This is a genomic window from Martinezella paranaensis, from assembly GCF_014200235.1.
In the GTDB taxonomy this organism is placed as follows: Bacteria; Pseudomonadota; Alphaproteobacteria; order Rhizobiales; family Rhizobiaceae; genus Rhizobium; species Rhizobium paranaense.
Genome location: NZ_JACHBI010000004.1, coordinates 262,074 through 287,003 on the forward strand (window position 1 = coordinate 262,074; position 24,930 = coordinate 287,003).

The window sequence follows — 24,930 nt, forward strand, 5'->3', positions numbered from 1 at the left end:
GCCCATATTTCATTGATTCGCCCGCCGCACGCGCATGGTTAACATGGCATTAACCCTCCTCTGATTAGCTAGAGCTGACGTATTTTGTGAACGGCCATGAGGCCGATTCGCGGGTGCTTTCGACAAAGAACGGGCTGGATAATATGGGCAGAAGCAATTCGGCAGCGTTGGGCGGTCCTTCCGGCCGTCTCTCGCTTTCGGGAGTGGTTTGGCGGCAGGTGAGGGGCCTCAGCGGCTTCGCGCTGCTGTTCCTGCTGGCGCTTGCCGTTGCGGCACTGGCGACATGGAACGTCATGGACCCCAGCTATTCCTATGCCACGAGCAATACGCCGACGAACATACTGGGTTTTTCCGGAGCTGCCTTTGCCGACATCATGATGCAGGCGCTCGGGCTTGCCTCCGTCGTCGCGCTGCTGCCGGTCGTCGCCTGGGCTTTCGCGTTGATTTCCAACCGGCGAATCCATCGCGTACCGGCTCGTCTCGGCGCCTGGGTCGGCGGGGCTATCGTTGCCGCCGGTTCCATCGCCTGCTTCCCGGCGCCTCCGACGTGGCCGATCCCGAACGGTATCGGCGGCGTCATCGGCGACATCCTTCTGCGCTTCCCTGCTCTTTTCATCGGCACCTATCCAAGCGGCGTCTTCGCCACCGTCTTCGGCTCCATTCTCGCGATTCCGGCCGCCTGGCTCATGCTGTTTGCTGCCGGCGTTCTCGGCCGCAGCCTGCCGGAAGACGAGGAGGATGAAGAGGAATATGAAAACACGCAGAGCCGTGCGCGCAACGTCGGTGATGACGATGAAGACGACGATCGCGGCGGCTTCCTGGCCTTCGGCGCTCTCATGCATGCCTGGTACAATACGCAGGCGCGTCTTCGTCGCCTGTTCGGCATGGGTCCGCGCAAGCGCCGCGACCACGCCTTCGATGCGCCTTACGACTTCAACGACGACGAGTTCGGCACGCTGAACGAGCCGGTGCGCGCCAAGGCGCCTGTTGTCCGCGGCGAACGCGTCGAACCTTCGATGGACGGTCCGGCGCCGCGCCGCGTCGTTTCTCCGCCATCGATGAGCATCGACGATGACGAGGATGAGGACGATGATCCGTCCTACGAGCGCGAGCTGCCACGCCCGGCCGGCATTCTGCCGGATGATGAGGAGGACGAGTGGGCGCTGCGTGCCGCTTCGCCGAAAGTTCCCGGCGGCCATGCCGGCCACCGCGTCGTTCCTGCCGCCGCCCGCCCGAAACCCGGCATCCGCGCCGAGCGCGAGGCGCAGACCTCCTTCATCCGCCAATACGGTTTCCAGCTTCCGGCCGTGCATCTGCTCGCCGAGCCGAAGACGATCGTGCGGGACGCAACGCTGTCTTCCGATGCTCTGGAGCAGAATGCCCGCATGCTCGAAGGCGTGCTCGAAGACTTCGGCGTCAAGGGCGAGATCATCCACGTCCGTCCCGGCCCGGTCGTGACGCTTTATGAACTCGAGCCTGCACCAGGCATCAAGTCTTCGCGCGTCATCGGTCTTGCCGACGATATCGCTCGCTCGATGAGCGCGATTGCCGCTCGCGTCGCCGTCGTCCCCGGCCGCAATGCCATCGGCATCGAACTGCCAAATTCCACGCGCGAGACCGTCTACCTGCGCGAACTCATCGCCAGCCGCGATTTTGAAAGCTCGAAGGCCAAGCTTGCCATGGCGCTCGGCAAGACGATCGGCGGCGAGCCCGTCATCGCCGATCTCGCCAAGATGCCGCATCTGCTCGTTGCCGGCACCACCGGTTCGGGTAAATCCGTCGCCATCAACACCATGATCCTGTCGCTGCTCTATCGGATGACGCCAGAGCAATGCCGCCTGATCATGATTGATCCGAAGATGCTCGAACTCTCCGTCTATGACGGCATCCCGCATCTGCTCTCGCCCGTCGTTACCGATCCAAAGAAGGCCGTAGTCGCTCTCAAATGGACCGTCCGTGAGATGGAAGAGCGCTACAAGAAGATGTCGAAGATCGGCGTGCGCAACATCGACGGCTTCAACACTCGCGTCGAGCAGGCCGTTGCGAAGGGCGAGGCAATCAGCCGGACCGTGCAGACCGGCTTTGACCGCCAGACCGGCGAGGCGATCTACGAGACCGAGGAATTCGATCTGAAGCCGATGCCGTACATCGTCGTCATCATCGACGAGATGGCCGACCTGATGATGGTCGCCGGCAAGGATATCGAAGGCGCCGTGCAGCGTCTGGCACAGATGGCCCGCGCCGCCGGCATCCATGTCATCATGGCGACGCAGCGTCCGTCCGTCGACGTCATCACCGGAACGATCAAGGCGAACTTCCCGACCCGCATCTCTTTCCAAGTGACCTCGAAGATCGACAGCCGTACGATTCTCGGCGAACAGGGCGCCGAACAGCTCCTCGGCATGGGCGACATGCTCTATATGGCCGGCGGTGGACGCATCCAGCGTGTCCACGGTCCGTTCGTCGCCGATGGCGAAGTGGAAGACATCGTCTCCTACTTGAAAACGCAGGGCTCTCCCCAATATCTCGATGCGATCACTGCCGACGACGATGACGACGACGATGGTCACGGTCCGGCGGGTACGGCCAACCTTTCCGACTCGGAGGATCCCTATGACCAGGCCGTGGCGATCGTGCTGCGCGATGGCAAGGCATCCACCTCCTACATCCAGCGCCGCCTCGGCATCGGTTATAACCGTGCCGCTTCGCTGATCGAGCGCATGGAGCAGGAAGGCCTGATCGGCCCGGCCAACCACGCCGGCAAGCGCGAGATTCTCGTGCCGACCGAAGCGGATGTTCTCGATCGCTAAGGGTTCGCGAGCCCCATGTCACATATCCCGAATATGCTTTCGGAGATTTGATCGCGGCTCGTGATCGAGCATGGGCCGCAGCGCCATGAAGACGCCGATTTTGCGCGCCATGGACAAAGCATTGAAGGAGAATTCGATGAAAAAGACCGATGCACAGCCCTCGACCCGCCTGAACCTCACCCGCCGTCACTTCCTCGGCGCTGTGCTGGCGGCGGGTGCGGCAGGCGCGGCACCCGTTGCGGCCTTTGCGCAGGCGCAGGCTGCAGGTCTCAATCCCGGCATTGCACAGGCGATCGCCGATCATTTCTCGTCCATTAAGACGATGAAGGGCGGCTTCCTGCAGATCGGGCCGCGTGGCGACCAGTTGAGCGGCTCCTTTTTCATTCAGCGCCCCGGCAAGATGCGCTTCAACTATGACCCGCCGTCCCGCATGCGCGTTATCTGCGACGGCAACAACGTGCAGGTCATCAACGACCAGACGCACACGAACAACATGTATCAGCTCTCGAAGACGCCGCTGAGCCTGCTGCTCGCCAACAAGATCGACCTTTCCGCCGACATGGTGCGCAATGTCGACGCGCAGCCGGACCTGACCAAGATCACGCTCGGCAATCGCACCGTCTTCGGTGATTCGACCATCGCCATGATCTTCGATTCCAAGACCTACGACCTGCGCCAATGGACCGTCATCGACCCCCAAGGCAAGACGACCGATGTCATCATCAACAATGTGAAGACCAATCTGTCCTTCGACGACAGCGTTTTCCGGATCGATTATTCCGGCGCGAACCGGTGATGTCCTGCCATCCATGATGGGGCGGGGAGAAGAGATTGAATGATCTTCCTTTTCTCTCCCTGCCGGTCTAAATCCCTAGCCTGATTAGAGATAAGGGTTTGGGCATGGGATTTTCGATTGCGACTTGGAACATCAACTCGGTGCGGCTGCGCATGCCGATCGTCGAGCAGTTCGTGATGCAGACCCGCCCCGATATTCTCTGCCTGCAGGAAACGAAGGTTCCGAACGAGCTCTTCCCGCTGTCGCCTCTGCGGGCGCTCGGCTATGAGCATATCATCGTCCATGGCCAGAAGGGCTATCACGGCGTCGCCATCGCCTCACGCTTCCCGCTGACCGAGGATCATCGGCAGGATTATTGCAATGTCGGCGATAGCAGACATATCTCAGCGATCTTCGAACGCGGCGGCCGGCGTATCCGGCTGCATAATTTCTACGTTCCGGCCGGCGGCGACGAGCCGGATCGGACGATCAATCCGAAATTCGGCCATAAGCTCGACTTCATCGAGGAGATGAAGCGGCTGCATGCCAATGCCGAGCCAAACACCTCCGCGATCCTTGTCGGCGATCTCAACATTGCGCCGCTCGAACACGACGTCTGGTCGCACAAGCAATTGCTGAAGATCGTCAGCCATACGCCGGTTGAAACCGACGGGTTGATCGAGGTGATGAAGCGCGGCGCCTGGCTCGATCTGATGCGCCAGCAGGTACCGGAGCACGAGAAGCTCTATACGTGGTGGAGCTACCGCGCCAAGGATTGGGAAGCGGCCGATCGCGGTCGCCGTCTCGACCACATCTGGTCGTCATCCGATCTCGGCCCGCATCTGCAGCGCATCGAAATCCTGAAAGCGGCGCGCGGCTGGGACCGCCCGTCCGACCATGTGCCGGTGACCGCGCATTTCAATCTCTGAGACTGAATTCAAGAGCTGCCAGGCCAAAGGCCGGAGTCTCGAACCACGAGGGTCGGCCTCCGGTTCCGCAATCGCCGAGGCCGGAGTCTCAGGAAAAGCGATGCAGTAACGCCGCGGCCTGCTTGGCGAGAACGGCGAAATTTTCGCGGACGCGGTTTTGGATGAGCAGACCGGCGTCGGGATATTCCTCGATCAGCCGGTGAAACAGCGCGCGTGTGATGCGGATGACATCGGAGTCCTCCAGCGCCACGGCGGTATATTTGCGCTCCACCAGCGTCACCAGCGCCAGCTCGGAGAGCATGGCACCGGCGTGCACGGTGGCCTCGACATGCGGTTGCCCGTCAGCATCAAGGGTGCTCAGCTCGAAACTGCCGTGGGCGATGACATAGGCGCATTCGGCCGGCGATTTTTCGCGGAACAGAGTAAGCCCGGTCGTGACATGACGGCGGTCGGCGCCGAAGGCGATCAACCGCAATGGCTCATCGCCCATGCCGTGGAACAGCGGCAATTGCGACAGCAGACGGATATCGTCGTTGAGCGCCATCTCTATCGCCTACGGAATGATCTTGTAGCCGCCGTTTTCCGTCACCAGGATTTCGGCGTTGGAGGGATCGCGCTCGATCTTCTGGCGCAGGCGATAGACATGGGTTTCCAGCGTGTGGGTGGTGACGCCGGAATTGTAGCCCCAGACCTCCTCGAGAAGGATGTCGCGGGTGACGACCTTCTGGTCGGCGCGGTAGAGATAGCGGATGATCGCCGCTTCCTTCTCCGTCAGGCGGATCTTCTGGCCGTCTTCCGTGGTCAGCAGCTTCTGGCTCGGCTTGAAGAGATAGCGGCCGACCGTGAAAGTCGCGTCCTCGCTCTGCTCGTGCTGGCGCAGTTGCGCGCGGATGCGGGCGAGCAGCACGGCGAAACGGAAGGGCTTGGTGACATAGTCGTTGGCGCCGGCTTCAAGGCCGAGAATGGTGTCGGAATCGGTGTCGTGGCCCGTGAGCATGATAATCGGAGCCTTGAAGCCGTTCTTGCGCAGCAGCTTCACAGCTTCGCGGCCATCCATATCGGGCAGGCCGACATCCATGATCAACAGATCGACGGGAGCGCCACGGGCGGCCTGGACGCCCTTTCCGGCGGTCGCCTCCTGCAGAACCGTGAACTCCTCATAAAGGGACAGTTGCTCGACCAGCATTTCACGCAGGTCGTTGTCATCATCCACCAGCAGAATGGTGCGTGCGGTCATGCGGTTGCGGTCCTCGTTCTATTGCCTCTTAAGTCCTACGCCAAATTGCATTTTTAGCAAGTCGTGAGGCAGCCCAGGCTTGGTCGTCCAATTGAAACTGCTATGATTTCAAACGAAATCACACGCAAAGCAAAAACATGTGAGGAAAATGCAAAAAGCAAGGGCGGGCGGCAGGCGGGCCGTTTCCACAATCGTCGTCCGTCCGGCGCCGGGGAAACCCACGCGCGCTTTGGTGCAGATCGGGCCGCTGACGGTGCCGGCGGCGATCGGCCGATCGGGGCGCAGCGTGCTTAAGCGGGAAGGGGATGGCGCAACGCCGATTGCGGCGATGAAGCTGCTTTATGGCTTTATTCGTGGCGACCATATCCCCTTCCTTCAGACGCCTTTGCAGATGCGGCGTATTCGCAAGGACATGCTCTGGTGCGACCAACCAGAGGACGCCAATTATAACCGGCTCGTCAAAGCGCCGTTCAAGCCAAGCCATGAAGAGATGCTGCGGCGTGACGGGCTCTACGACATTTGCGTCGTGCTCGATTGGAACATCCGCTCGCGCCGGCGCCATCGCGGCTCGGCAATCTTCTTTCATCTGATCAGGCCTGGCTACGAGCCGACGGCGGGCTGCGTCGCAGTCAATCTTCGCGACATGCAGCGAATCCTTCCGCTGCTTCGCAAGGGGACGATCATCCGGGTTCTCTGAGCGGTGGGCTGGGATTAAAATTCTGGGTAGTGGGCTGGGGTTAAAATACCGACATTCCCCACTATATAGGTTTGCGACCGGTGCGCCCGCGCGGGCTGAGGCCGGAACCTTTTCTTTGCGAATTTAAATCACGCCTTCACTCCACCCACCTCTCATTCCTTGGAGACTTATCGTGACCACGCAACCGACAATCACGTTCAATGACGGCAATGCCATTCCGCAGGTCGGCCTTGGCGTCTGGCAGACGCCGGAAAACGTAGCGCCCATGGCTGTCAGCACGGCCCTGAAGGCCGGCTATCGCCATGTCGACACGGCTGCCATCTATGCCAATGAAGATGGCGTCGGCGAAGGCATGCGCCAGTCCGGCGTTGCCCGCAAGGATATCTTCCTGACCACCAAGCTCTGGAACGAAGCCCAGGGTTTCGACTCGACCCTGAGGGCATTCGATGAAAGCCTGAAGCGCCTCGGCACCGACTATGTCGATCTCTATCTCATCCATTGGCCGTCGCCGCATCGTGGTCGCTATCTCGATAGCTGGAAGGCTTTCCTGCGCATCAAGGAAGAAGGCCGTGCCCGCTCGATCGGCGTTTCCAATTTCGGCAAGGAACATCTGGACCGCATCATCGGCGAGACCGGCGTCACCCCGGTGTTGAACCAGATCGAGCTACATCCGACCTTCCAGCAGAAAGCCCTGCGCGAGGTGCACGACAAGCTCGGCATCAAGACGGAGTCCTGGAGCCCGCTCGGCCAGGGCCAGCTTCTCGGCAATGCCGTCATCGGCAAGGTCGCCGCCAAGCATGGCCGCACGCCGGCTCAGATCATCATCCGATGGCACATAGACAACGGGCTGATCGTCATCCCGAAATCGGTGACACCGAGCCGCATCGAAGAAAACCTCAAGGTGTTCGACTTCAAGCTTGATGCGGATGATCTCGCCGAAATCGCCAAGCTGGATTCGGCTGGCGGACGCATCGGGCCGGACCCGATGAAGGCAGCGTTCTGATCGTCGGAGTTCGTGGAGGGATTACCTCTTCGCCTGATATTCGGAGGCCCGGAGCGAATACTCCGGGCCGCTCTGCGTCTTTGCAGTCGCGACCTCTTCAAATGCGGCGGCGGAGTGCATTGACCACCAGGGCGAAGGCCGGTGAGGCCTGCCGCCTGCTTGGATAGTAGAGGTGGTATCCGGTAAATGGCGGGCACCAATCCTCGAGAACCCTGACGAGCCGCCCGTCGTGAAGATAGGGCTGCACGACATCCTCTGGAAGATATGCCAACCCCAAACCTGCCAAGGCCGCATTCAGGCGGAGCGCGATATTGTTGAACACGAGCTGGCCTTCGACCCGCACCTTCAACTCCCGTCCTTCCTTCTCGAATTCCCAAGCGTAGATGCCGCCATAGGTCGGCAGGCGCAGATTGATGCAATTGTGACCGGTCAGATCCTGCGGTGTCAGGGGTTTCGGCCTGTTCTCAAAATATGCGGGAGCGCCGACGGCGGCCATGCGCATGTCCGGGCCGATGCGAACCGCGATCATGTCTCTCGCCACCTGTTCGCCCAGCCGAACGCCGGCATCATACCGTTCGGCGACGATATCGGTCAGGCCATAGTCGACGATAATCTCCACATGGACATCAGGGTATTGCGGCAGCAATGGTTCCAGGGCCGGCCAAAGGATGGTTTCGGCCGCGTGCTCGCCGGCGGTGATGCGAATGGTGCCCGCCGGCTTTTCGCGAAATTCGCTGAGGGCGGCCAGTTCATTTTCGATCTCGTCGAAGCGGGGACCTATGGTCACCAGCAATCGCTCGCCTGCTTCGGTCGGCGAGACGCTGCGGGTGGTGCGCGTTAGCAGCCTCAGCCCCAGACGAGCCTCAAGTCCCCGGATGGTATGGCTGAGCGCCGATTGCGAAACCCCGAGTTTTGCGGCTGCTTTGGTGAAACTCTGTTCCCGCGCCACGGCGAGGAACGCAATCAGGTCATTGATGGGCTGACGCGGCATTCATGAATCTTTCTCATAAGCCTTTGCCACTTCTACCATCTAATCGAGACTAATCGCACGTCCTAAATTCCGAGCATCAGCAGCCGACTTCATCGTGCTGCCTTTCGATAAAGGACAAAGATCATGGACATCAAACGAAACGGTTCGCAGCCATCGGGCAAGGGACCGGCCGACTGGTTCACGGGAACGGTGCGTATAGATCCGCTGTTCCAACCCCATGATTCCACGCGTGCGGCCGCTGCCAGCGTCACATTCGAGCCGGGCGCTCGCACGGCATGGCATACCCACCCCGTCGGCCAAACCCTGATCGTGACGGCCGGGCTCGGCCGGGTGCAGCGCGAGGGTGGCCCGATCGAAGAGATACGGCCAGGGGATATTGTCTGGTTCGCTCCGGGCGAGAAGCATTGGCACGGCGCTTCTTCCACCACGGCCATGACTCATATCGCCATCCAGGAACACCGCGACGGCAAGGTCGTCGAGTGGATGGAGCATGTCAGCGACGAGCAATATCAAGCCTGAGGGAGAAGAAGCCATGCAGATGCGCAAACTTGGAAACAACGGTCTCGAAGTCTCAGCCCTCGGTCTCGGCTGCATGGGCTTGAGCTATGGCTATGGCCCGGCAACGGACACGCAGGAGGCAATCAAGCTGATCCGCTCGGCCTTCGAACGCGGCGTCACCTTCTTCGACACCGCCGAAGCCTACGGCCCCTACAAGAATGAGGAGCTTCTGGGCGAAGCCTTGGCGCCCATTCGGGAAAAGGTCGTGATCGCAACGAAGTTTGGTTTCGAATTCGATGCGAATGGCGGCCAGAGCGGCATGAACAGCCGGCCGGAACACATCCGCAGCGTTGCCGAAGCCGCCCTGAAACGCCTGAAGACCGACGTCATCGACCTGTTCTATCAACATCGCGTCGATCCGAATGTCCCGATCGAGGATGTCGCCGGTGCGGTGAGGGATCTGTTCCGGGAAGGCAAGGTCAAGCATTTCGGATTGTCGGAGGCCGGCGCGCAGACGATCCGGCGTGCTCACGCGGTCCAACCGGTCGCAGCCCTTCAGAGCGAATATTCGCTCTGGTGGAGAGAGCCGGAACAAGAGGTTCTGCCGACACTCGAAGAACTTGGCATCGGCTTCGTTCCCTTCAGCCCGTTGGGGAAAGGCTTCCTCACTGGCGCGATCAGCGAAAACACCACATTCGACAGCAAGGACTTCCGCAACATCGTGCCGCGCTTCACGCCGGAAGCCCGAAAAGCCAACCAAGCCCTTGTCGATCTGCTTGGCACGATCGCGGTGCAGAAGCGGGCAACATCGGCTCAGATCGCCCTTGCCTGGCTGCTCGCGCAAAAGCCCTGGATCGTTCCGATCCCCGGCACCACCAAGATGCACAGGCTTGAGGAGAACATCGGAGCGGCTGATGTCACGCTTACCACCGACGATCTCCGCAATATCGAAAATGCCCTTTCGCAGATCGCTGTGCAGGGGGACCGTTATCCTCCGCATCTGCAAGCAAGGGTCAACCGCTAAGGGCAAGCCGCCCGGAAAGGAAAAGCCATGACAAAGGCATCACGGACAAGGTGGTTGTCATCACCGGAGCAAGCAGTGGCCTCGGCGAGGCGGCTGCCCGCCGTCTGGCGAAAGACGGAGCGAAACTGGCGCTCGGCGCTCGTCGTCTCGATCGCTTGAAGACTCTTGCCGAAGAGCTTTCGCTGGATCCTCAAGCCGTTCTGCAGACTGATGTGACGCAGTTCGAGCAGGTCAAGCGTCTCGTCGATCATGCAGTGAAGCTCCACGGCCGCATCGACGTCATCATCAACAATGCCGGGCTGATGCCGCACTCCCCTCTGGAGCGCTGCAGGATTGAGGATTGGGATCGCATGATCGATGTGAATCTCAAGGGCGTACTTTACGGCATCGGCGCGGCGCTGCCCCACATGAAGGCGCAGAAGAGCGGTCACATCATCAACGTGTCCTCGGTGGCCGGCCACAAGGTCAATCCGGGAGGAGCGGTCTATGCCGCAACGAAGCATGGTGTGCGGGTGATCTCCGAGGGGCTGCGGCAGGAGGTCAAACCTTACAACATCCGGACAACCATTATCTCGCCCGGTGCGGTCGCAACCGAACTTCCCGACAGCATCACCGAAGCCGACGTCGCCGAGCGTGTCCGGAAGGTCTATGAACTTGCTATTCCCGCCGATTCCTTTGCGAGCATGGTTGCGTTTGCCATGAGCCAGCCGGAAGACGTTGACATCAACGAGATCCTGTTCAGGCCGACCCGACAAGAATATTGAGCGTGAAAGTGGCCCGTGATCTGCGGGCCACTTTTCGGAGGTTCAGTTTGCGGCGGAGTTCTCCAGCGCAGGGGTTTCGAGGTCGGCCAAATATTTGCCGAGCAAAGCGTTCAGCGCTGCTCTCTCTTCCTCTGACAGACCTGCGACAAGACGGGCCTGTGTCTCGACATGGGCCGCCACTGCGCTGTCGATCAGCGCAAATCCTTTTTCGGTCAGCGATACCAGAAAGCTGCGGCCGTCTTCGGGGTTCGTACTACGGGCAACGAGACCTGCTTTTTCCAGTTGATCAATGCGGTTGGTCATGGTGCCGGAGGTAACCATCATGGCGGCCATGAGATCGCTGGGTGAGAGAGCATAGGGCGCTCCCGAGCGGCGCAAGGTCGCCAGCACGTCGAAGGTTGCGCGATTCAAGTCGAATTGCGCGAAAGTCCTCTCCATCTCGCGGCCGAGATGGTGGGCGACGTTTCCGAGGCGGCCGATCAATCCCATCGGAGTGGTGTCGAGATCGGGCCGTTCCCTTTTCCATTGGGCAAGAATCTTGTCGATGCGATCCATGCCGAGACATCGCCATGGAAAAATCTTGACGTCAAGATATTTTGAATTACCTTGAGGTCAAGATAAATTCGGACGTATGACATGACGCGCAATTCCGACCTGTTACTGACCGCCGTCTCGCCGGCAATATGGGGCAGCACCTATCTGGTAACGACGGAACTTCTGCCGGCCGGCTATCCACTGACGGTCGCCTTGTTGCGTGCGTTGCCCGCCGGGCTGCTTCTGCTCGCCATTGTCCGGCGATTGCCGCATGGCATCTGGTGGGCGAGGTCGCTCGCCCTCGGGGCGCTGAATTTCTCCGTCTTCTGGTGGATGCTGTTTATCTCGGCCTATCGGTTGCCGGGCGGAGTGGCGGCGACCGTCGGCGCCATACAGCCGTTGATCGTCATCGTGCTCGCGCGGCTCTTGCTCGGCTCGCCGATCCGCGGCCTTTCCATTGTGGCGGCCCTTGCAGGCATTGTCGGCGTCGCCTTCCTGATCCTTACGCCGCGGGCGGCGCTCGATCCTCTCGGCATTGCGGCTGGGGTTGGCGGTGCCGTCTCCATGGCGACCGGCACTGTGCTCAGCCGGCGCTGGCGGCCGGATGTCTCGCCACTCACCTTCACCGCTTGGCAATTGACGTCAGGCGGCTTGCTGTTGCTGCCTTTCGCCCTGATGATGGAACCGCCGCTTCCCTTTCCAACTGCCGCCAATATCTTGGGTTTTGCCTATCTCGGCCTCATTGGAGCGGCGCTCACCTATATTCTCTGGTTTCGCGGCCTGTCGCGGCTGGAGCCATCCGTCGTCTCGCCGCTCGGCTTTCTCAGTCCGATGACCGCGGTGATCCTCGGCTGGTGGGTGCTGGACCAGCAACTCAGCCCGATTCAGATCCTGGGCATTGCCATCGTGCTCGGCAGTGTCTGGCTCAGTCAACGCGCGCAGCAGCTTCCTTCCGTCAGGAAATCAGCGCCCGCCGATCCGGCAATCGCGTCGGAACGATAGAGTAGCGAGGTGGGGAGCTGATCAGTGCTCTCTCCATTGAGCCAAACAAAAAAGGCGGCCCGAAAGCCGCCTTTTCCATTGGTTATCTAAAACCGATCAGTTCCATTCGCGGATATCGACGAAGTGGCCGGCGATCGCGGCGGCTGCGGCCATGGCGGGCGACACCAGATGCGTGCGGCCTTTGAAGCCCTGGCGGCCTTCGAAGTTGCGGTTCGAGGTCGAAGCGCAGCGCTCACCCGGCTTCAGGCGGTCGTCGTTCATGGCGAGGCACATGGAACAGCCCGGCTCGCGCCAGTCGAAACCGGCAGCCTTGAAGATCTTGTCGAGGCCTTCGGCTTCCGCCTGTTCCTTCACCAGGCCGGAGCCCGGAACGATCATGGCGTTGACGGTCGAGGCCACCGTCTTGCCTTCGACGACCTTGGCGACAGCGCGCAGGTCTTCGATGCGGCCGTTGGTGCAGGAGCCGATGAAGACGCGGTCGATATTGATCTCGGTCATCGGCGTGCCCGGCTTCAGGCCCATATAGTCGAGCGCACGCCACTTGGAGGCACGTTTGGTCTCGTCCTGGATCTCGTCTGGGTTCGGAACGATGCCCTGCACGGAGACGACGTCTTCCGGCGAAGAGCCCCAGGAGACGATCGGCGGCAGGCTTGCGGCATCGAGCTTGACGACGCGGTCGTAATGCGCGCCTTCGTCCGACTTCAGCGTCTTCCAGTAGGCGACTGCCTGTTCCAGTGCTTCGCCCTTCGGCGCGCGCGGCTTGCCCTTGATGTATTCGAAGGTGGTCTCATCCGGCGCGATCAGGCCGGCGCGGGCGCCGCCTTCGATCGACATGTTGCAGATGGTCATGCGGCCTTCCATCGACAGCGCGCGAATGGCTTCGCCGGCATATTCGATGACGTAGCCGGTACCGCCGGCGGTGCCGATCTCGCCGATGATGGCGAGGATGATGTCCTTGGCGGTGACGCCGGGCGGAAGCTGACCGTCGACCTGCACCAGCATGTTCTTCGCCTTCTTCTGGATCAGCGTCTGGGTCGCCAGAACATGCTCCACTTCGGACGTGCCGATGCCGTGCGCCAGCGAGCCGAAGGCGCCGTGGGTCGAGGTGTGGCTGTCGCCGCAGACGATGGTCATGCCGGGCAGGGTGAAGCCCTGCTCGGGGCCGATGATGTGGACGATACCCTGGCGCTTGTCGTTCTCGGAGTAGTATTCGACACCGAATTCGGCGGCGTTCTTGGCGAGCGCCTCGACCTGGATGCGGCTTTCCTCGTTCTTGATGCCGAGATGGCGATCGGGCGAGGTGGGGACGTTATGGTCGACGACGGCGAGCGTCTTTTCCGGCGCGCGGACCTTGCGGCCAGTCATGCGCAGGCCTTCGAAGGCTTGCGGCGACGTCACTTCGTGAACGAGGTGACGGTCGATGTAGAGAAGACAGGTGCCATCGTCTTGGGCGTCAACGAGATGGTCATCCCAGATTTTGTCGTAAAGGGTGCGTGGAGCGCTCATGGCTACAAATCCATATTGGCATTGTCGAAAATGGGGGGTGACGGATCAGGACCGTCGGCCTCGGGAGTGATCAGCGAAGTCGGCTGTTGAGCGCGCCCGAAATCATCGCAAAGAATCGGGCCGGCAGGCGCTTGTGGTCCTGCAGCACGAAAGCCGTGACGACTTGTCCGTCTTTGCTCATGATCTTATTCATGCCGATGCTCATACCAATTTTCAAAACCTTCGGCAATGGTGGCGATGTGACAGCATTCTGTCGCACAAAACCGCGAAGTCGATCCAACGTCACCGTCTATGCCGTTCGCGCATCCGTTTCTCGAACCTGCGCAGCACCAGCGACAGGCCGACCGTCAGGATCAGGTAGATATAGGCGAGGATCGAGTAGCTTTCAAAATAGCGAAAGGAACCGGAGGAGTAGATCTTGGCAAGCTGGGTGATGTCGGCGACGCCGAGTACGGAAACCAGCGAGCTGTCCTTCACCATCGCAATGAAATCGTTGGAGAGCGGCGGGAAAATGACGCGAAAGGCCTGCGGCGCGACGACATGGCGGAAACGCCGGTAGCGCGACAGGCCAAGTGCCTTCGCCGCCTCGATCTGACCGTTATCGACGGCCTGGATGCCGGCACGGAAGACTTCGGCGATGAAGGCGGCATAGGCGATCATCAAGGCGACGATCGCTCGCCACATCAACGGCACGTCGCGCACCAGAAGCGGCTCGGTCCAGCCGGCTGCGGCAAGCGGCGATGTGACCGTATTGTAGAGCGCGACGAAGGCCGGCGCGCCGACGAAGGCAATATAGGACAGCAGCACCAGGATCGGGATGCCGCGAATGACTTCGACATAGAAGCGGGAGGTCTGGCGCAGGATCAGGCTGTCCGTAAGACCGAGCAGCGCGACGCCGAGGCCGAGCGCCATCGCCAACGTGAAGGCGACGATCGTGACGAAGATCGTCGTACCGATGCCTCGGACGACGGTCGTGAAGACCTGCGCGTAGAGATCGCTGGTGACGATGGCGATTGCAATGACTATGCCGATAAGAACAAGGACGACCAGCCACCAGGGAAAGTCGTCCTTGCTATGGTGCCCGCCCGGGCCTGCTTGCTGCACCATCAGAGCGGGCTTCCAGCTTTAGTCAGCATGCGGCTTACTGGCCCATCTTGTAATCGAGGAACCACTTCTTGTTCAGGGCGTCGAAGGTGCCGTCCGCCTTCAGGCTGGCGATGGCGGCGTTGACCGGAGCAACGAGATCGGAGCCCTTCGGGAAGATGAAGCCGAAATCCTCGGTGCCGAGCGGATCGCCGGTCAGCTTCAGTGCGCCGTTCGAAGCGTCGACATAACCCTTGCCGGCGGTGCCGTCGGTCAGAACCACGTCGACATCGCCTGTCTTCAGAGCCTGCACGGTCGCGCCGAAGGTCTCGAACAGCTTGATGCGCGGGTTCTGCTCATTGCCGTCGAGCACTTCATAGACGGCGGTGTAGAAGGGCGTCGTGCCCGGCTGCGCGCCGACCAGGCCTTCCTTGAAGGAGGCGAAGCTCTTGGCGTCGGTAAAACGCTTTTCATCGCTACGCACCAGCATGAACTGCTGCGAGCGCATATATGGATCGGAGAAGTCGACCTTCTGCTTGCGATCTTCCTTGATCGTGATGCCGGTCATGCCGATGTTGTATTGGTTTTCGGAGACGGCCTGGATCATCGCGTCCCAGCTCGTGTTCTGGTACTCGACCTTGAAGTTCAGCCGCTTGGCGATCTCGTTCATCGCGTCATATTCCCAACCGATCGCCTTGCCGGACTTGGGGTCTACGAATTGCAGGGGCGGATAGGCATTCTCGGTGACGACGACCACAGTCTTGCCGTTCAGATTCGGCAGGTCGGCGGCGAAGGAGGCAAAGGGTGCAAGCACGAGGGCGGTGAGGCCCACAAGGAACGAACGACGGAATGCCATGGAAATCTCCCCGGATAGCGTGATGGAAAATTGTCATATTTAGAAAGCGGATGGCAAGGCTATTGCCATGATGGCGATGATAAAAACAGAAAAGCCGCTCCAAAGCTTGTGGTCTGTGGAGAATTTTCCTTCGTCTTTTTCCTCGCAACAAAAAAGGCGACCCGAAGGCCGCCTTGATCTCTGCAATCCCAGGGGAAAGCTTATTCTGCTGCCGGTTCCGCGGCGGCGGCTGCAGCGGCTTCTGCTGCTGCCTTTGCTTCGGCGGCTTCCGCTGCTGCCTTTTCGGCTGCGAGAGCCTGAGCTGCGGCAACCTTTTCAGCCTCGACGCGAGCCTTTTCCTCGGCAATGGCCTGGCGCTCGGAATCGTTGAGCTTGCGGGCGCGCGTGCCGGTGTTTTCAACGATACGGGCAGCCTTGCCGCGCAGATCGCGCAGGTAGTAGAGCTTGGCGCGACGGACCTTACCGCGGCGAACGACTTCGACGCTTTCGATCATCGGGGAGTAAACCGGGAATACGCGCTCGACGCCTTCGCCGTAGGAGATCTTGCGGACCGTGAAGTTTTCCTGCAGACCGCCGCCGGAGCGAGCGATGCAGACGCCTTCATAGGCCTGAACGCGGGTACGGTTGCCTTCCGTGACCTTCACGTTGACGCGGACGGTGTCGCCGGCCGAGAACTCGGGAAGGGTACGCTTGGCTTCGATCTTGGCGGCCTGTTCGGCTTCCAACTGCTGAATGATGTTCATGTTATCAACCTCTTTGTTGGTTCAACAGCCAGAGCGCCCTGAACAATCTATCTTTGGTCGGACCCTGAAGTCTCGCCTTGGATATATGCCCGCAAAGGCAGGAGCGAATACGTCTGCTTTTCTTTGGTGGTTGATGGGAAATTTCCCATGCCGGGCGCGCACATATCCTATTGTCGCGGCTTTGTCACCCCTTGCGAGGCAATTTCATGCGCGAAACGTCCGCTTTTGCGAGGACTCGCTCCTTTTACTGGCTAAAAAATAAGCCGATATCGGAAGCGTTTAAATAATTGTCAAAACTCAAGTCGTGCTGCACACTTAATCGTCAGGGGAACTAAAAAAGAGGCAGCTATGACAGTGAATAATCCATCGCCCTCGCTTTATAACGTGGATCTGGCGCCAGCCGAAGAACGAAAGTGGGGGGCTTTCAGCATTTTCAACGTCTGGACCTCAGACGTCCACAGCCTGTGGGGCTATTATCTGGCCGCGAGCCTTTTTCTGCTCTGCGGCAGTTTCATCAATTTCGTCATCGCCATCGGCATCGGCTCGCTGGTGATTTTCTTTTTCATGAGCCTCGTGGGCAATGCCGGCGTAAAGACCGGCGTGCCCTTCCCGGTGCTGGCGCGTGCTTCGTTCGGCACGTTCGGCGCCAATCTGCCGGCGCTGGTGCGCGCCGTCGTTGCCTGCTTCTGGTATGGCGCGCAGACGGCCGCCGCCTCGGGCGCGATCGTCGCGCTGCTGATCCGCAACGACAGTCTTCTTGCCTTCCATCAGAATAGCCATTTGCTCGGCCATTCCACCCTGGAAGTCATTTGCTACGTCGTCGTATGGGGCCTGCAGTTGCTGATCATTCAGCATGGCATGGAGACGGTGCGCAAGTTCCAGGATTTGGCCGGTCCTGCGGTCTGGGTGATGATGCTTTTCCTCGCGGTCTATCTGATTGTGAAGTCCGGCACCTTCTCCTTCGGTTCCGAAATTCCGCGGGACGTGCTGCTCGAAAAGACCAAGGATGCCGGCGTGCCGGGTGAACCCGGCAGCTTTGCCGCGCTTGCCGCAGTCGCCGCCACCTGGATCACCTATTTCGCAGCGCTCTATCTGAACTTCTGCGATTTCTCGCGCTACGCCACGGACACGAAAACCCTGCGCAAGGGCAATCTCTGGGGTCTGCCGATCAATCTTCTGGCGTTCTGCCTCGTTGCGGGCGTGACGACGACGGCGGCATATGCCGTCTATGGCGAAGTGCTGCTGCATCCGGAAGCGATCTCGGCAAAATTCGACAGTTGGTTCCTGGCCTTGCTGGCGGCGCTCACCTTCGCGGTGGCGACGCTCGGTATCAACGTCGTGGCGAATTTCGTCTCGCCGGCCTTCGACTTCGCCAATGTCTTCCCGAAGCATATCAGCTTCAAGCGCGGTGGCTTGATCGCGGCGTTGATTGCGCTGGTGCTTTATCCCTTTGCGCCATGGGAGACGGGTGCCGCGCATTTCGTCAACTTCATCGGTTCCACCATGGGTCCGATCTTCGGTATCATGATGGTCGACTACTATCTGATCCGAAAAGGTCAGCTAAACGTCGAGGGGCTTTATCATGAGAACGGCGAGTTCGAATTCCAGAGCGGTTGGCACCTCAACGCTTTGATCGCCTTCGTCATTGGCGGCCTGTTCTCGTCGATCCTGCCGACCTTCACCAGCATCCTGCCGGATTGGTGGGGAACCTACGGCTGGTTCTTCGGCGTCGCCATCGGCGGCGGGGTCTATTACGTGCTCAGGATGCGCGCCGCGCCGGCCGCTGCCGCTTTGCAGAAGTAACATCTGAGCCCGGCTTCTTCGGTCGGGCCTTTCTGCCAAGAAGCTTTGATCCGCCACTTCTGAAGTGGCGGATCAAGCAAATCCAGCCGTGCAGTTTATAACGGCAGCGGTTTGCCCGCCTGCTCGCTGACCATGTACTCGGCATACCACGTCGGCCATTCCTCATCGCGCTGGCCGGTCCGCTTCTCGTGCTCGCCATGGGCCATCTCAGCACGGCGGAGCGCGCTTGCGAGATCGGTCGGCGAGGTGAATGTCGTCGCGCTCGCGTCCACGCGTCCGGGCAATCTTCCTGTGATCTCCTGCAATAGCCAGCCGTTGCCATCCGGATCGTTGAACGATGCGAAGGAGCGGTAGCTGCGTTGATCGGGATCTCGACCGCTGACCCGGACACGCCCGAACAGGTAGGGTTCGTCCGCGCCAGCGTAAACGCCGCTGGCGTCGTGGAACACCTCGCTGATCTCGGCGCCGCGGCTGCGCAGCTCCTTGCGGGCGGCTTCGATGTCGGAGACAATCAGGTATAGGCCCTTTGCGGAGCCGGGTGCTGCTCCAGTGACGTTCTTGCCGAAGATAACAGAGCAGCCGGAACCCGGCGGCGTAAACTGGATGACGCGGTAGCCGCCATCGTCAGAGGCGAAATCGGCGTCGAGCCTCCAACCCAGCCCATCGTAAAAGCGCTTGGCGCGATCGACATCCGAAACTGGGATGACGACAATCTCGAATTTCATATCAAGGGAATTGCTCATGCTCAGCTCCTTAGGTTTGGGTGCCTTGAGAGGAATGACACATGTTCAAATTCAAGCAGGCGGATAATAGGGATGGCACGCAGCCAGATCAATTACCCTGAGGTATTAGCGGGAGAATGCGCTACCCGGGATTGTGTAAAATTTCGATTGATCAATGAGGTTTTGGCAAGCGCCCCATCGCCTTCGATCCGCTATTCCCTGGGCGTTTGATCAAGCAAATCCGGCCGGCGTTCTTTCGTCAGCTTCTCCGCCTCTTGCCTCTGCCATTTGGCGATGGCGCCGTGATTGCCTGATGTGAGTACCGCGGGGATTTCGCGGCCTTCCCAGATCTGCGGCCGCGTATACTGCGGATGTTCGAGCAGGCCGCCTTCAAAACTTTCGTGCAGGCCGGAAAGATCGTTGCCCATGACGCCGGGCAGAATGCGGACGATGGCGTCGAGCAGGATCAGCGCCGCCGGCTCGCCGCCGGAAAGGATGTAATCGCCGATCGAGACTTCTTCGAGATTGCGCCCGTCGATCACCCGCTGGTCGACGCCTTCGAAACGGCCGCAGACGATGATGACGCCGTCGCCGGCAGCAAGTTCCCGAACGCGCTTCTGCGTCAGCGGTTTTCCACGGGGGCTCATCAGCAGGCGCGGGCGATCGTCGTTTTCGCTCGCATGGTCGATGGCGCGGGCGAGAACGTCGGGCTTCAGCACCATGCCGGCGCCACCGCCAGCCGGCGTGTCATCGACGGTTCGGTGTTTGTCGGTGGCGAAATCGCGAATCTGCACTGTGTCCAGCGACCATTGCCCGCGCTCCATCGCCTTGCCGGCGAGGGACGCGCCGAGATGGCCAGGAAACATCTCGGGGTACAGGGTCAGGATGGTTGCCCGGAAACTCATGGCCGGGTCACTTCTTTGCTTTACCGGGCCGCTTCGGTGGCTTGCCGGTGAAATCATCGGGGTTGTCGATCAGGCCGGCAGCCATCGGATCGATGAGAATCTTGCCGCCTTCCAAGTCGATTTCCAGCACGGCAGCCTCAGAGAATGGGATGAGCACCGGGCGTTTACCCGGCCCCTTCAGCTCCAGGAGATCGCCGGCGCCGAAATCATAGATGCCACTGACCGTGCCGTAGCCGGTGCCCTTGTCGTCGACCGCTTCCAGGCCTTCGAGATCGGCATAGAAGAATTCGTCGTCCTCCAGCTCGTCGTCGGGCAGGTTGTCGCGCTCGATATAGAGTTCCAGCCCGTTCAGCGCCTCGGCAGCATTGCGGTCGTTAACGCCGCGAAAGCGGACGATCACCACGTTCTTGGCTTCGCGGATTTCCAACACCTCGAAGCTGCGGCCGTCGAGGCTGTGCAGATGGCCGTAATCGCCCAGTGCTGCGGGATCGGAGGTAAATGCGCGGGCGCGCACTTCGCCTCTCAGGCCCTGTGCGGCGCCGATAGTGGCCATCAATACCGGATTTTCAAGTTTCGTCATGGTCCTGTGCCGACTGCCAGAGGATCGATTGCGTTCTCTCATAGGATGAACGCTCGCCGATGGGAACAAAAAACGGGCGGCATGTCGCCATGCCACCCGTTTCAAATGGTCGTTGCGGCTGATTATTCAGCAGCAGCGGCGGCGTCGGCAGCCTTCTGTGCCTTTTCAGCAGCGCGTTCCTGAGCGCGCTTGCCCGGCTTTGCCTTTTCCGGGTTGTTCTTGGCTTCGCGCGTTGCGATGCCGGCTTCGTTGAGGAAGCGCAGAACGCGGTCGGTCGGCTGGGCGCCGTGGTCGAGCCAATGCTTGATGCGCTCGGCCTTGAGTTCAACGCGCTTGGCGTCGTCCTTGGCAAGCATCGGGTTCCAGGAGCCGAGGGTCTCCAGGAAACGGCCGTCGCGGGGCGAACGGGCGTCGGCTACGACGACGTGGTAATACGGGCGCTTCTTGGAGCCACCGCGGGCGAGACGAATTTTCAGTGCCATGTTCTTTACTCCTTAGGCTTTTCTTGACCGCTTCGTTTTGGCGGTATGGTTACTTCGCGCTGCTGTTTTGCGTGTCGCATGATCTCTTCCGAAAACCGCTTCACACTTTTCGGGATCATGCTTTGAGATCAGCAGCGATCTGTTCATGATGCCGGATGACTTCCTTGATGACGAAGTTCAGGAACTTCTCGGCGAAATCCGGGTCCAGATTTGCGTCCTTTGCCAGGTGGCGCAGGCGTTCGATCTGGTATTCCTCGCGCGCCGGGTCGGCCGGCGGCAGATTGTATTTGGCCTTCAGCACACCGACTTCCTTTGTGCAGCGGAAGCGTTCGGCCAGCATATGCACCAGTGCGGCATCGATATTGTCGATCGACTGGCGGTAGTTGCCCAGTTGGGCTTTGACGTCTGGATCAATCATGGGGTCTGCGATCCTTCTCACTTCTTCTTCGGCAAACCGGGCAGTCCCGGCAAACCACCGCCGAGGCCGGGGAGCTTGGCGCCGCCGAGACCCGGCAAACCGCCACCGCCGCCAAGACCGGACAATCCGCCCGGCATACCGCCGGGACGTCCGAGACCAGCGGCTTCCGCCTGCTTCTGCAGGGCTTCCAACTGCTTGGGATCGATGTTCGACAGGTCAGGCATGCCGCCCATGCCGCCGCCGAGGCCCATCTTGCCGGCAAGGCCGCCCATAAGCTGCTTCATCATGCCGCCTTTGCCCTTGCCGCCCATCATCTTCATCATGTCCGCCATCTGGCGGTGCATCTTCAGAAGCTTGTTGATGTCGGCGGCATCGGTGCCGGAGCCGCTAGCGATGCGCTTCTTGCGGGAATGCTTCAAGAGGTCCGGATTGGCGCGCTCGGCCTTGGTCATCGAGGAGATGATGGCAAGCTGGCGGCCGAAGAGCTTGTCGTTGAGGCCTGCAGCGGCCATCTTGTCCTTCATGCCGGCCATGCCGGGCATCATGCCCATAATGCCGCCCATGCCGCCCATCTTCTGCATCTGCCTGAGCTGGTCGGCCAGGTCGTTCAGATCGAACTTGCCCTTGGCCATCTTGGCGGCCATGGCGGCCGCCTTCTCGGCGTCGATATTCTCCGCCGCCTTCTCGACCAGCGAGACGATGTCGCCCATGCCGAGGATACGGTCGGCGATACGGCGGGGATGGAATTCTTCCAGCTCGCCCATCTTTTCGCCGACACCGATCAGCTTGATCGGTTTGCCGGTGACAGCGCGCATCGAAAGGGCGGCACCGCCGCGGCCGTCGCCGTCCATACGGGTCAGCACGAGGCCGGTGATGCCGACGCGCTCGTCGAAATTGCGGGCGAGATTGACAGCGTCCTGACCGGTCAAGCTATCGGCGACCAGGAGGATTTCGTGCGGATTGGACTTCTTCTTGATATCCGCCATCTCGACCATGAGCGGCTCGTCGATATGCGTACGGCCGGCGGTGTCGAGGATGACGATGTCATGACCGCCGAGCTTGGCGGCCTGCACGGCGCGCGCTGCGATATCGGTCGGCGACTGGCCGGCGATGATCGGCAGGGTGTCGACGCGCGTCTGAACACCGAGCTGGCGCAACTGCTCCTGCGCGGCCGGACGGCGCGTGTCGAGCGAGGCCATCAGGACCTTCTTGCGGTCGCGGCTCGTCATGCGGCTGGCGATCTTGGCGGTCGTAGTGGTCTTACCGGAGCCCTGCAGACCGACCATCATGACGACGACCGGGGCCGGCGCGTTGAGGTCGATGCCGACGCCTTCGCCGCCAAGCATTTCGATCAGTTCGTCATGGACGATCTTGACGACCATCTGGCCGGGCTTGATCGACTTCAGGATCTCGGCGCCTACGGCCTTTTCACGGACGCGATCGGTAAAGGAGCGTACGACATCCAGCGCCACGTCGGCTTCCAACAGCGCGCGGCGAACCTCGCGAAGTGCTGCGGAAACATCGGCTTCCGAAAGCGCGCCGCGGCCAGTCAGTCCATTCAGAATGGAACCAAGACGGTCCTGGAGGTTTTCAAACATCAGTTCTTCCTTATCGATCGCTTGGGATTTGGACTTGCGCAACTTGCGCGGTTCCTCGCCCGAAAACGTCGTGCTTTTCCATGACGAAAACAAGACGCAAAGCCAAAAAGCACCCGAGGGCGCATCGCGCTGTCGGGTGTTGACCTCCGGGATCTCTTTATACCTTAACGGGTCCCGGTCGGTGGCTCGGAGGCTTGTGCTCGTCGCAGATTGGTGGGGATAAACAGGAAACGGGTGGGAAAGTCAAGCCGAGAGGGCGGAAAGGCTTTCAAAACCCTGATGTTTAACCCACATCTCAGCCAAGAGAAAAATCCATCGGCGTATTCATGACAGATAGATCCGGTTCCAGGAAGACATCGAACCCCTATTATCAAGGTCCAATCTCCGATCACTTCGACGGGCTACGCTTCTTTAATCCGGGCGGCGTGGAACCGGGTGGTCTTAGTGACCTGTTGAAATGGAAACTTGGCGGCGGGCGGGCGCGTTGGCCTCGTCCGGTCGTCAGCCTGTTTCCGCCGGCCAGGCCCGACAGGCGTGTTTTCGGCGACGTCTTGCGGGTCACCATGATCGGCCATGCCTCGATGCTGATCCAGGCGGCCGGTCTCAATATATTGACCGATCCTGTGTGGTCGGAACGCGTGAGCCCTTTCACCTTCATCGGCCCCAAACGGGCGGTTCCGCCCGGTATCCGCTTCGAAGACCTGCCGCCGATCGATCTCGTGCTGGTCTCGCACAATCACTATGATCATCTCGATCTCGCGACGCTGAAGCGGCTGCACGAGACGCACGCGCCAAAAATCCTCACGCCGCTCGGCAACGATGCCGTTATCCGCCGTGGGGCGCCCGGTGCCCAGATCACGACAATGGATTGGGGCGATCGCATCGCCATTGCCGACAAGGTGACGGTCGATGCCGAGCCTTGCCATCACTGGTCGGCGCGTGGCGCCGGCGACCGTCGCATGGCGCTCTGGGCCGCTTTCGTCATCACGACGCCTGCCGGCAAGATCTACCATATTGGCGATACCGGCTTTCATGGCGGCTTGAATTATGAGGCCGCGCGGCAAAAACACGGCAGCTTCCGCCTCGCCATCCTGCCTTTCGGCGCCTACGAACCGCGCTGGTTCATGAAGGGCCAGCATCAGAATCCGGAAGAAGCGGTCAAGGGCATGAAGCTCTGCAACGCCGCCCACGTCGCCGGCCACCATTTCGCGACCTTCCAGCTCACCGACGAGGCGATCGATGCGCCGGTTCACGCGCTGGACGCGGCCCTGAAGGCCGAGGGCGTGGAAGCGGATCGGTTCCGACCGCTGAGAGCGGGGGAAGTGTTCGATGTGCCGATGGTTTAAGACCAAACACTTTGACAGTGATGTGGGGAGGAGTTGGATTGGAACGATCGCCTGCCCAACCGTTTAGATCATCACTGTAGTGCCAGCAGATAGGAGCTTTGTATTCTTTATCAGTGACGCGAGTTCGCCAAAACGAGATATCTCGATGCTCCTTGCCTTCGAAGCTGCTTAGCGTCGGAGTGAGCTGATAGCGATCCACTTTGCTTCTTCCGGCCGCCTTATGTGCCAGTACTTCCAACCGTCAAGGTTAGTTCGCTTATCGTCTTTTGTTAGAGCGACACCGCCGGCCGCCGCAGAAGGGCTGGTGTACCGATCCCCTTCGACCATCCATGCCCCGTTTTGAATGATGCCCGTATGAACGCGGCCATTGTATTCCATCCGTAGTTCGGTGCCGTGTGGTAGTGTGACGCCTTTGCTTGCCCAAGGACGGCTTCCACTAGGTGTGACTTGGGTGGCATGCGCTTGGCCTTCGATTTGGAGCAGGCGCCGAAGCACGGTGTTAGGCGTTTCAGCAAAACTTTGTCGCGCTAGCTCGATCCGTTTATGCACGTCGAAGTCAATTTCAATAGTCCGCAGTTCTGTCATGCAGGCCTCCTTTGATAGTCCGCAATTGAAAGTTAAAAT

At 60.4% G+C, this 24,930-nt stretch carries 27 protein-coding genes; 11 read left to right on the top strand and 16 right to left on the bottom strand.

Going from position 1 to position 24,930, the window contains the following annotated elements:
• Positions 1–143: 143 nt before the first annotated feature.
• The 3 genes from GGD50_RS12515 (at position 144) to GGD50_RS12525 (ending at position 4,514) form a co-directional block, all read left to right on the top strand.
• Entirely contained in the window at positions 144–2,810 is a 2,667-nt protein-coding gene (locus GGD50_RS12515) for an FtsK/SpoIIIE family DNA translocase (RefSeq protein ID WP_107109666.1), read from the top strand.
• A 136-nt stretch (positions 2,811–2,946) separates the two neighbouring features.
• Positions 2,947–3,606, top strand: coding sequence for an outer-membrane lipoprotein carrier protein LolA (locus tag GGD50_RS12520; RefSeq protein ID WP_107109936.1), 660 nt, complete (start codon positions 2,947–2,949; stop codon positions 3,604–3,606).
• A 104-nt stretch (positions 3,607–3,710) separates the two neighbouring features.
• Entirely contained in the window at positions 3,711–4,514 is an 804-nt protein-coding gene (locus GGD50_RS12525) for an exodeoxyribonuclease III (protein ID WP_107109665.1), read from the top strand.
• Positions 4,515–4,602: 88 nt separating this feature from the next.
• Here the strand turns inward: GGD50_RS12525 and GGD50_RS12530 are convergent, their stop codons facing one another.
• Together GGD50_RS12530 and GGD50_RS12535 are read right to left on the bottom strand one after the other, a co-directional pair.
• Positions 4,603–5,058 (bottom strand): cyclic nucleotide-binding domain-containing protein, encoded by a 456-nt coding sequence (locus tag GGD50_RS12530; RefSeq protein ID WP_107109664.1) that lies wholly within the window; start codon positions 5,056–5,058, stop codon positions 4,603–4,605.
• Positions 5,059–5,067: 9 nt separating this feature from the next.
• The gene (locus GGD50_RS12535; protein ID WP_107109663.1) at positions 5,068–5,751 is read right to left on the bottom strand and encodes a response regulator transcription factor; all 684 of its coding nucleotides are present in this window, start codon (positions 5,749–5,751) and stop codon (positions 5,068–5,070) included.
• Between the two features lie 148 nt (positions 5,752–5,899).
• Here GGD50_RS12535 and GGD50_RS12540 point away from each other — a divergent pair, with 148 nt between their 5' ends.
• Entirely contained in the window at positions 5,900–6,448 is a 549-nt protein-coding gene (locus GGD50_RS12540) for a L,D-transpeptidase family protein (RefSeq protein ID WP_107109662.1), read from the top strand.
• A 172-nt stretch (positions 6,449–6,620) separates the two neighbouring features.
• Complete coding sequence (locus GGD50_RS12545) at positions 6,621–7,451, top strand: aldo/keto reductase (RefSeq protein WP_107109661.1); 831 nt, start codon at positions 6,621–6,623, stop codon at positions 7,449–7,451.
• 97 nt (positions 7,452–7,548) lie between these two features.
• On the opposite strand, the gene GGD50_RS12550 is transcribed toward GGD50_RS12545, so the two are convergent.
• Positions 7,549–8,442 (bottom strand): LysR family transcriptional regulator, encoded by an 894-nt coding sequence (locus tag GGD50_RS12550; protein WP_107109660.1) that lies wholly within the window; start codon positions 8,440–8,442, stop codon positions 7,549–7,551.
• Positions 8,443–8,565: 123 nt separating this feature from the next.
• Between GGD50_RS12550 and GGD50_RS12555 the strand changes: the two genes are divergently transcribed.
• The 3 genes from GGD50_RS12555 to GGD50_RS12565 are packed head-to-tail and all read left to right on the top strand — an operon-like array spanning position 8,566 to position 10,728.
• Entirely contained in the window at positions 8,566–8,961 is a 396-nt protein-coding gene (locus GGD50_RS12555) for a (R)-mandelonitrile lyase (protein ID WP_107109659.1), read from the top strand.
• Between the two features lie 13 nt (positions 8,962–8,974).
• The gene (locus tag GGD50_RS12560; protein ID WP_107109658.1) at positions 8,975–9,964 is read left to right on the top strand and encodes an aldo/keto reductase; all 990 of its coding nucleotides are present in this window, start codon (positions 8,975–8,977) and stop codon (positions 9,962–9,964) included.
• 50 nt (positions 9,965–10,014) lie between these two features.
• Positions 10,015–10,728 (top strand): SDR family oxidoreductase, encoded by a 714-nt coding sequence (locus GGD50_RS12565; protein WP_245407523.1) that lies wholly within the window; start codon positions 10,015–10,017, stop codon positions 10,726–10,728.
• A 42-nt stretch (positions 10,729–10,770) separates the two neighbouring features.
• Here GGD50_RS12565 and GGD50_RS12570 read toward each other — a convergent pair whose 3' ends face one another.
• Positions 10,771–11,283, bottom strand: coding sequence for a MarR family winged helix-turn-helix transcriptional regulator (locus GGD50_RS12570; RefSeq protein WP_107109656.1), 513 nt, complete (start codon positions 11,281–11,283; stop codon positions 10,771–10,773).
• 81 nt (positions 11,284–11,364) lie between these two features.
• Here GGD50_RS12570 and GGD50_RS12575 point away from each other — a divergent pair, with 81 nt between their 5' ends.
• On the top strand, positions 11,365–12,264 hold the full coding sequence (locus GGD50_RS12575) for an EamA family transporter (RefSeq protein WP_107109655.1): 900 nt from the start codon (positions 11,365–11,367) through the stop codon (positions 12,262–12,264).
• Between the two features lie 96 nt (positions 12,265–12,360).
• Here GGD50_RS12575 and leuC read toward each other — a convergent pair whose 3' ends face one another.
• From leuC to rplS, 5 genes are all read right to left on the bottom strand, one after another.
• A complete protein-coding gene (gene leuC / locus GGD50_RS12580; RefSeq protein WP_107109654.1) occupies positions 12,361–13,770 on the bottom strand; it encodes a 3-isopropylmalate dehydratase large subunit in 1,410 nt (469 codons plus the stop codon).
• A gap of 70 nt (positions 13,771–13,840) precedes the next feature.
• Positions 13,841–13,963: a hypothetical protein gene (locus GGD50_RS33225; protein WP_280749438.1), complete on the bottom strand. Its 123-nt coding sequence runs from the start codon at positions 13,961–13,963 to the stop codon at positions 13,841–13,843.
• 89 nt (positions 13,964–14,052) lie between these two features.
• Entirely contained in the window at positions 14,053–14,877 is an 825-nt protein-coding gene (locus GGD50_RS12585; protein WP_107109653.1) for an amino acid ABC transporter permease, read from the bottom strand.
• A gap of 34 nt (positions 14,878–14,911) precedes the next feature.
• Positions 14,912–15,709 (bottom strand): basic amino acid ABC transporter substrate-binding protein, encoded by a 798-nt coding sequence (locus GGD50_RS12590; protein ID WP_107109652.1) that lies wholly within the window; start codon positions 15,707–15,709, stop codon positions 14,912–14,914.
• 200 nt (positions 15,710–15,909) lie between these two features.
• The gene (gene rplS, locus GGD50_RS12595) at positions 15,910–16,452 is read right to left on the bottom strand and encodes a 50S ribosomal protein L19 (protein WP_107109651.1); all 543 of its coding nucleotides are present in this window, start codon (positions 16,450–16,452) and stop codon (positions 15,910–15,912) included.
• Between the two features lie 348 nt (positions 16,453–16,800).
• Between rplS and GGD50_RS12600 the strand changes: the two genes are divergently transcribed.
• Positions 16,801–18,255, top strand: coding sequence for an NCS1 family nucleobase:cation symporter-1 (locus tag GGD50_RS12600; protein ID WP_107109650.1), 1,455 nt, complete (start codon positions 16,801–16,803; stop codon positions 18,253–18,255).
• A 95-nt stretch (positions 18,256–18,350) separates the two neighbouring features.
• Here the strand turns inward: GGD50_RS12600 and GGD50_RS12605 are convergent, their stop codons facing one another.
• The 6 genes from GGD50_RS12605 to ffh all read right to left on the bottom strand — a co-directional run bounded on the left by GGD50_RS12605 (position 18,351) and on the right by ffh (position 22,960).
• Positions 18,351–18,998, bottom strand: coding sequence for a VOC family protein (locus GGD50_RS12605; protein ID WP_107109649.1), 648 nt, complete (start codon positions 18,996–18,998; stop codon positions 18,351–18,353).
• Between the two features lie 191 nt (positions 18,999–19,189).
• Positions 19,190–19,882 carry a tRNA (guanosine(37)-N1)-methyltransferase TrmD gene (gene trmD / locus GGD50_RS12610; RefSeq protein ID WP_107109648.1) on the bottom strand — a complete coding sequence of 231 codons (693 nt, stop codon included), beginning with the start codon at positions 19,880–19,882 and terminating at the stop codon, positions 19,190–19,192.
• 7 nt (positions 19,883–19,889) lie between these two features.
• The gene (gene rimM / locus GGD50_RS12615) at positions 19,890–20,462 is read right to left on the bottom strand and encodes a ribosome maturation factor RimM (RefSeq protein WP_107109647.1); all 573 of its coding nucleotides are present in this window, start codon (positions 20,460–20,462) and stop codon (positions 19,890–19,892) included.
• A gap of 122 nt (positions 20,463–20,584) precedes the next feature.
• Positions 20,585–20,944: a 30S ribosomal protein S16 gene (gene rpsP / locus GGD50_RS12620; RefSeq protein WP_107109646.1), complete on the bottom strand. Its 360-nt coding sequence runs from the start codon at positions 20,942–20,944 to the stop codon at positions 20,585–20,587.
• A 115-nt stretch (positions 20,945–21,059) separates the two neighbouring features.
• On the bottom strand, positions 21,060–21,362 hold the full coding sequence (locus tag GGD50_RS12625) for a chorismate mutase (protein WP_034481598.1): 303 nt from the start codon (positions 21,360–21,362) through the stop codon (positions 21,060–21,062).
• 17 nt (positions 21,363–21,379) lie between these two features.
• Complete coding sequence (ffh, locus tag GGD50_RS12630; RefSeq protein ID WP_107109935.1) at positions 21,380–22,960, bottom strand: signal recognition particle protein; 1,581 nt, start codon at positions 22,958–22,960, stop codon at positions 21,380–21,382.
• Positions 22,961–23,286: 326 nt separating this feature from the next.
• Here ffh and GGD50_RS12635 point away from each other — a divergent pair, with 326 nt between their 5' ends.
• Positions 23,287–24,306 (top strand): MBL fold metallo-hydrolase, encoded by a 1,020-nt coding sequence (locus GGD50_RS12635; protein ID WP_107109645.1) that lies wholly within the window; start codon positions 23,287–23,289, stop codon positions 24,304–24,306.
• 168 nt (positions 24,307–24,474) lie between these two features.
• Here GGD50_RS12635 and GGD50_RS12640 read toward each other — a convergent pair whose 3' ends face one another.
• Positions 24,475–24,891, bottom strand: a complete 417-nt coding sequence (locus tag GGD50_RS12640; RefSeq protein ID WP_107109644.1) for a hypothetical protein — start codon at positions 24,889–24,891, stop codon at positions 24,475–24,477.
• Positions 24,892–24,930: the final 39 nt, after the last annotated feature.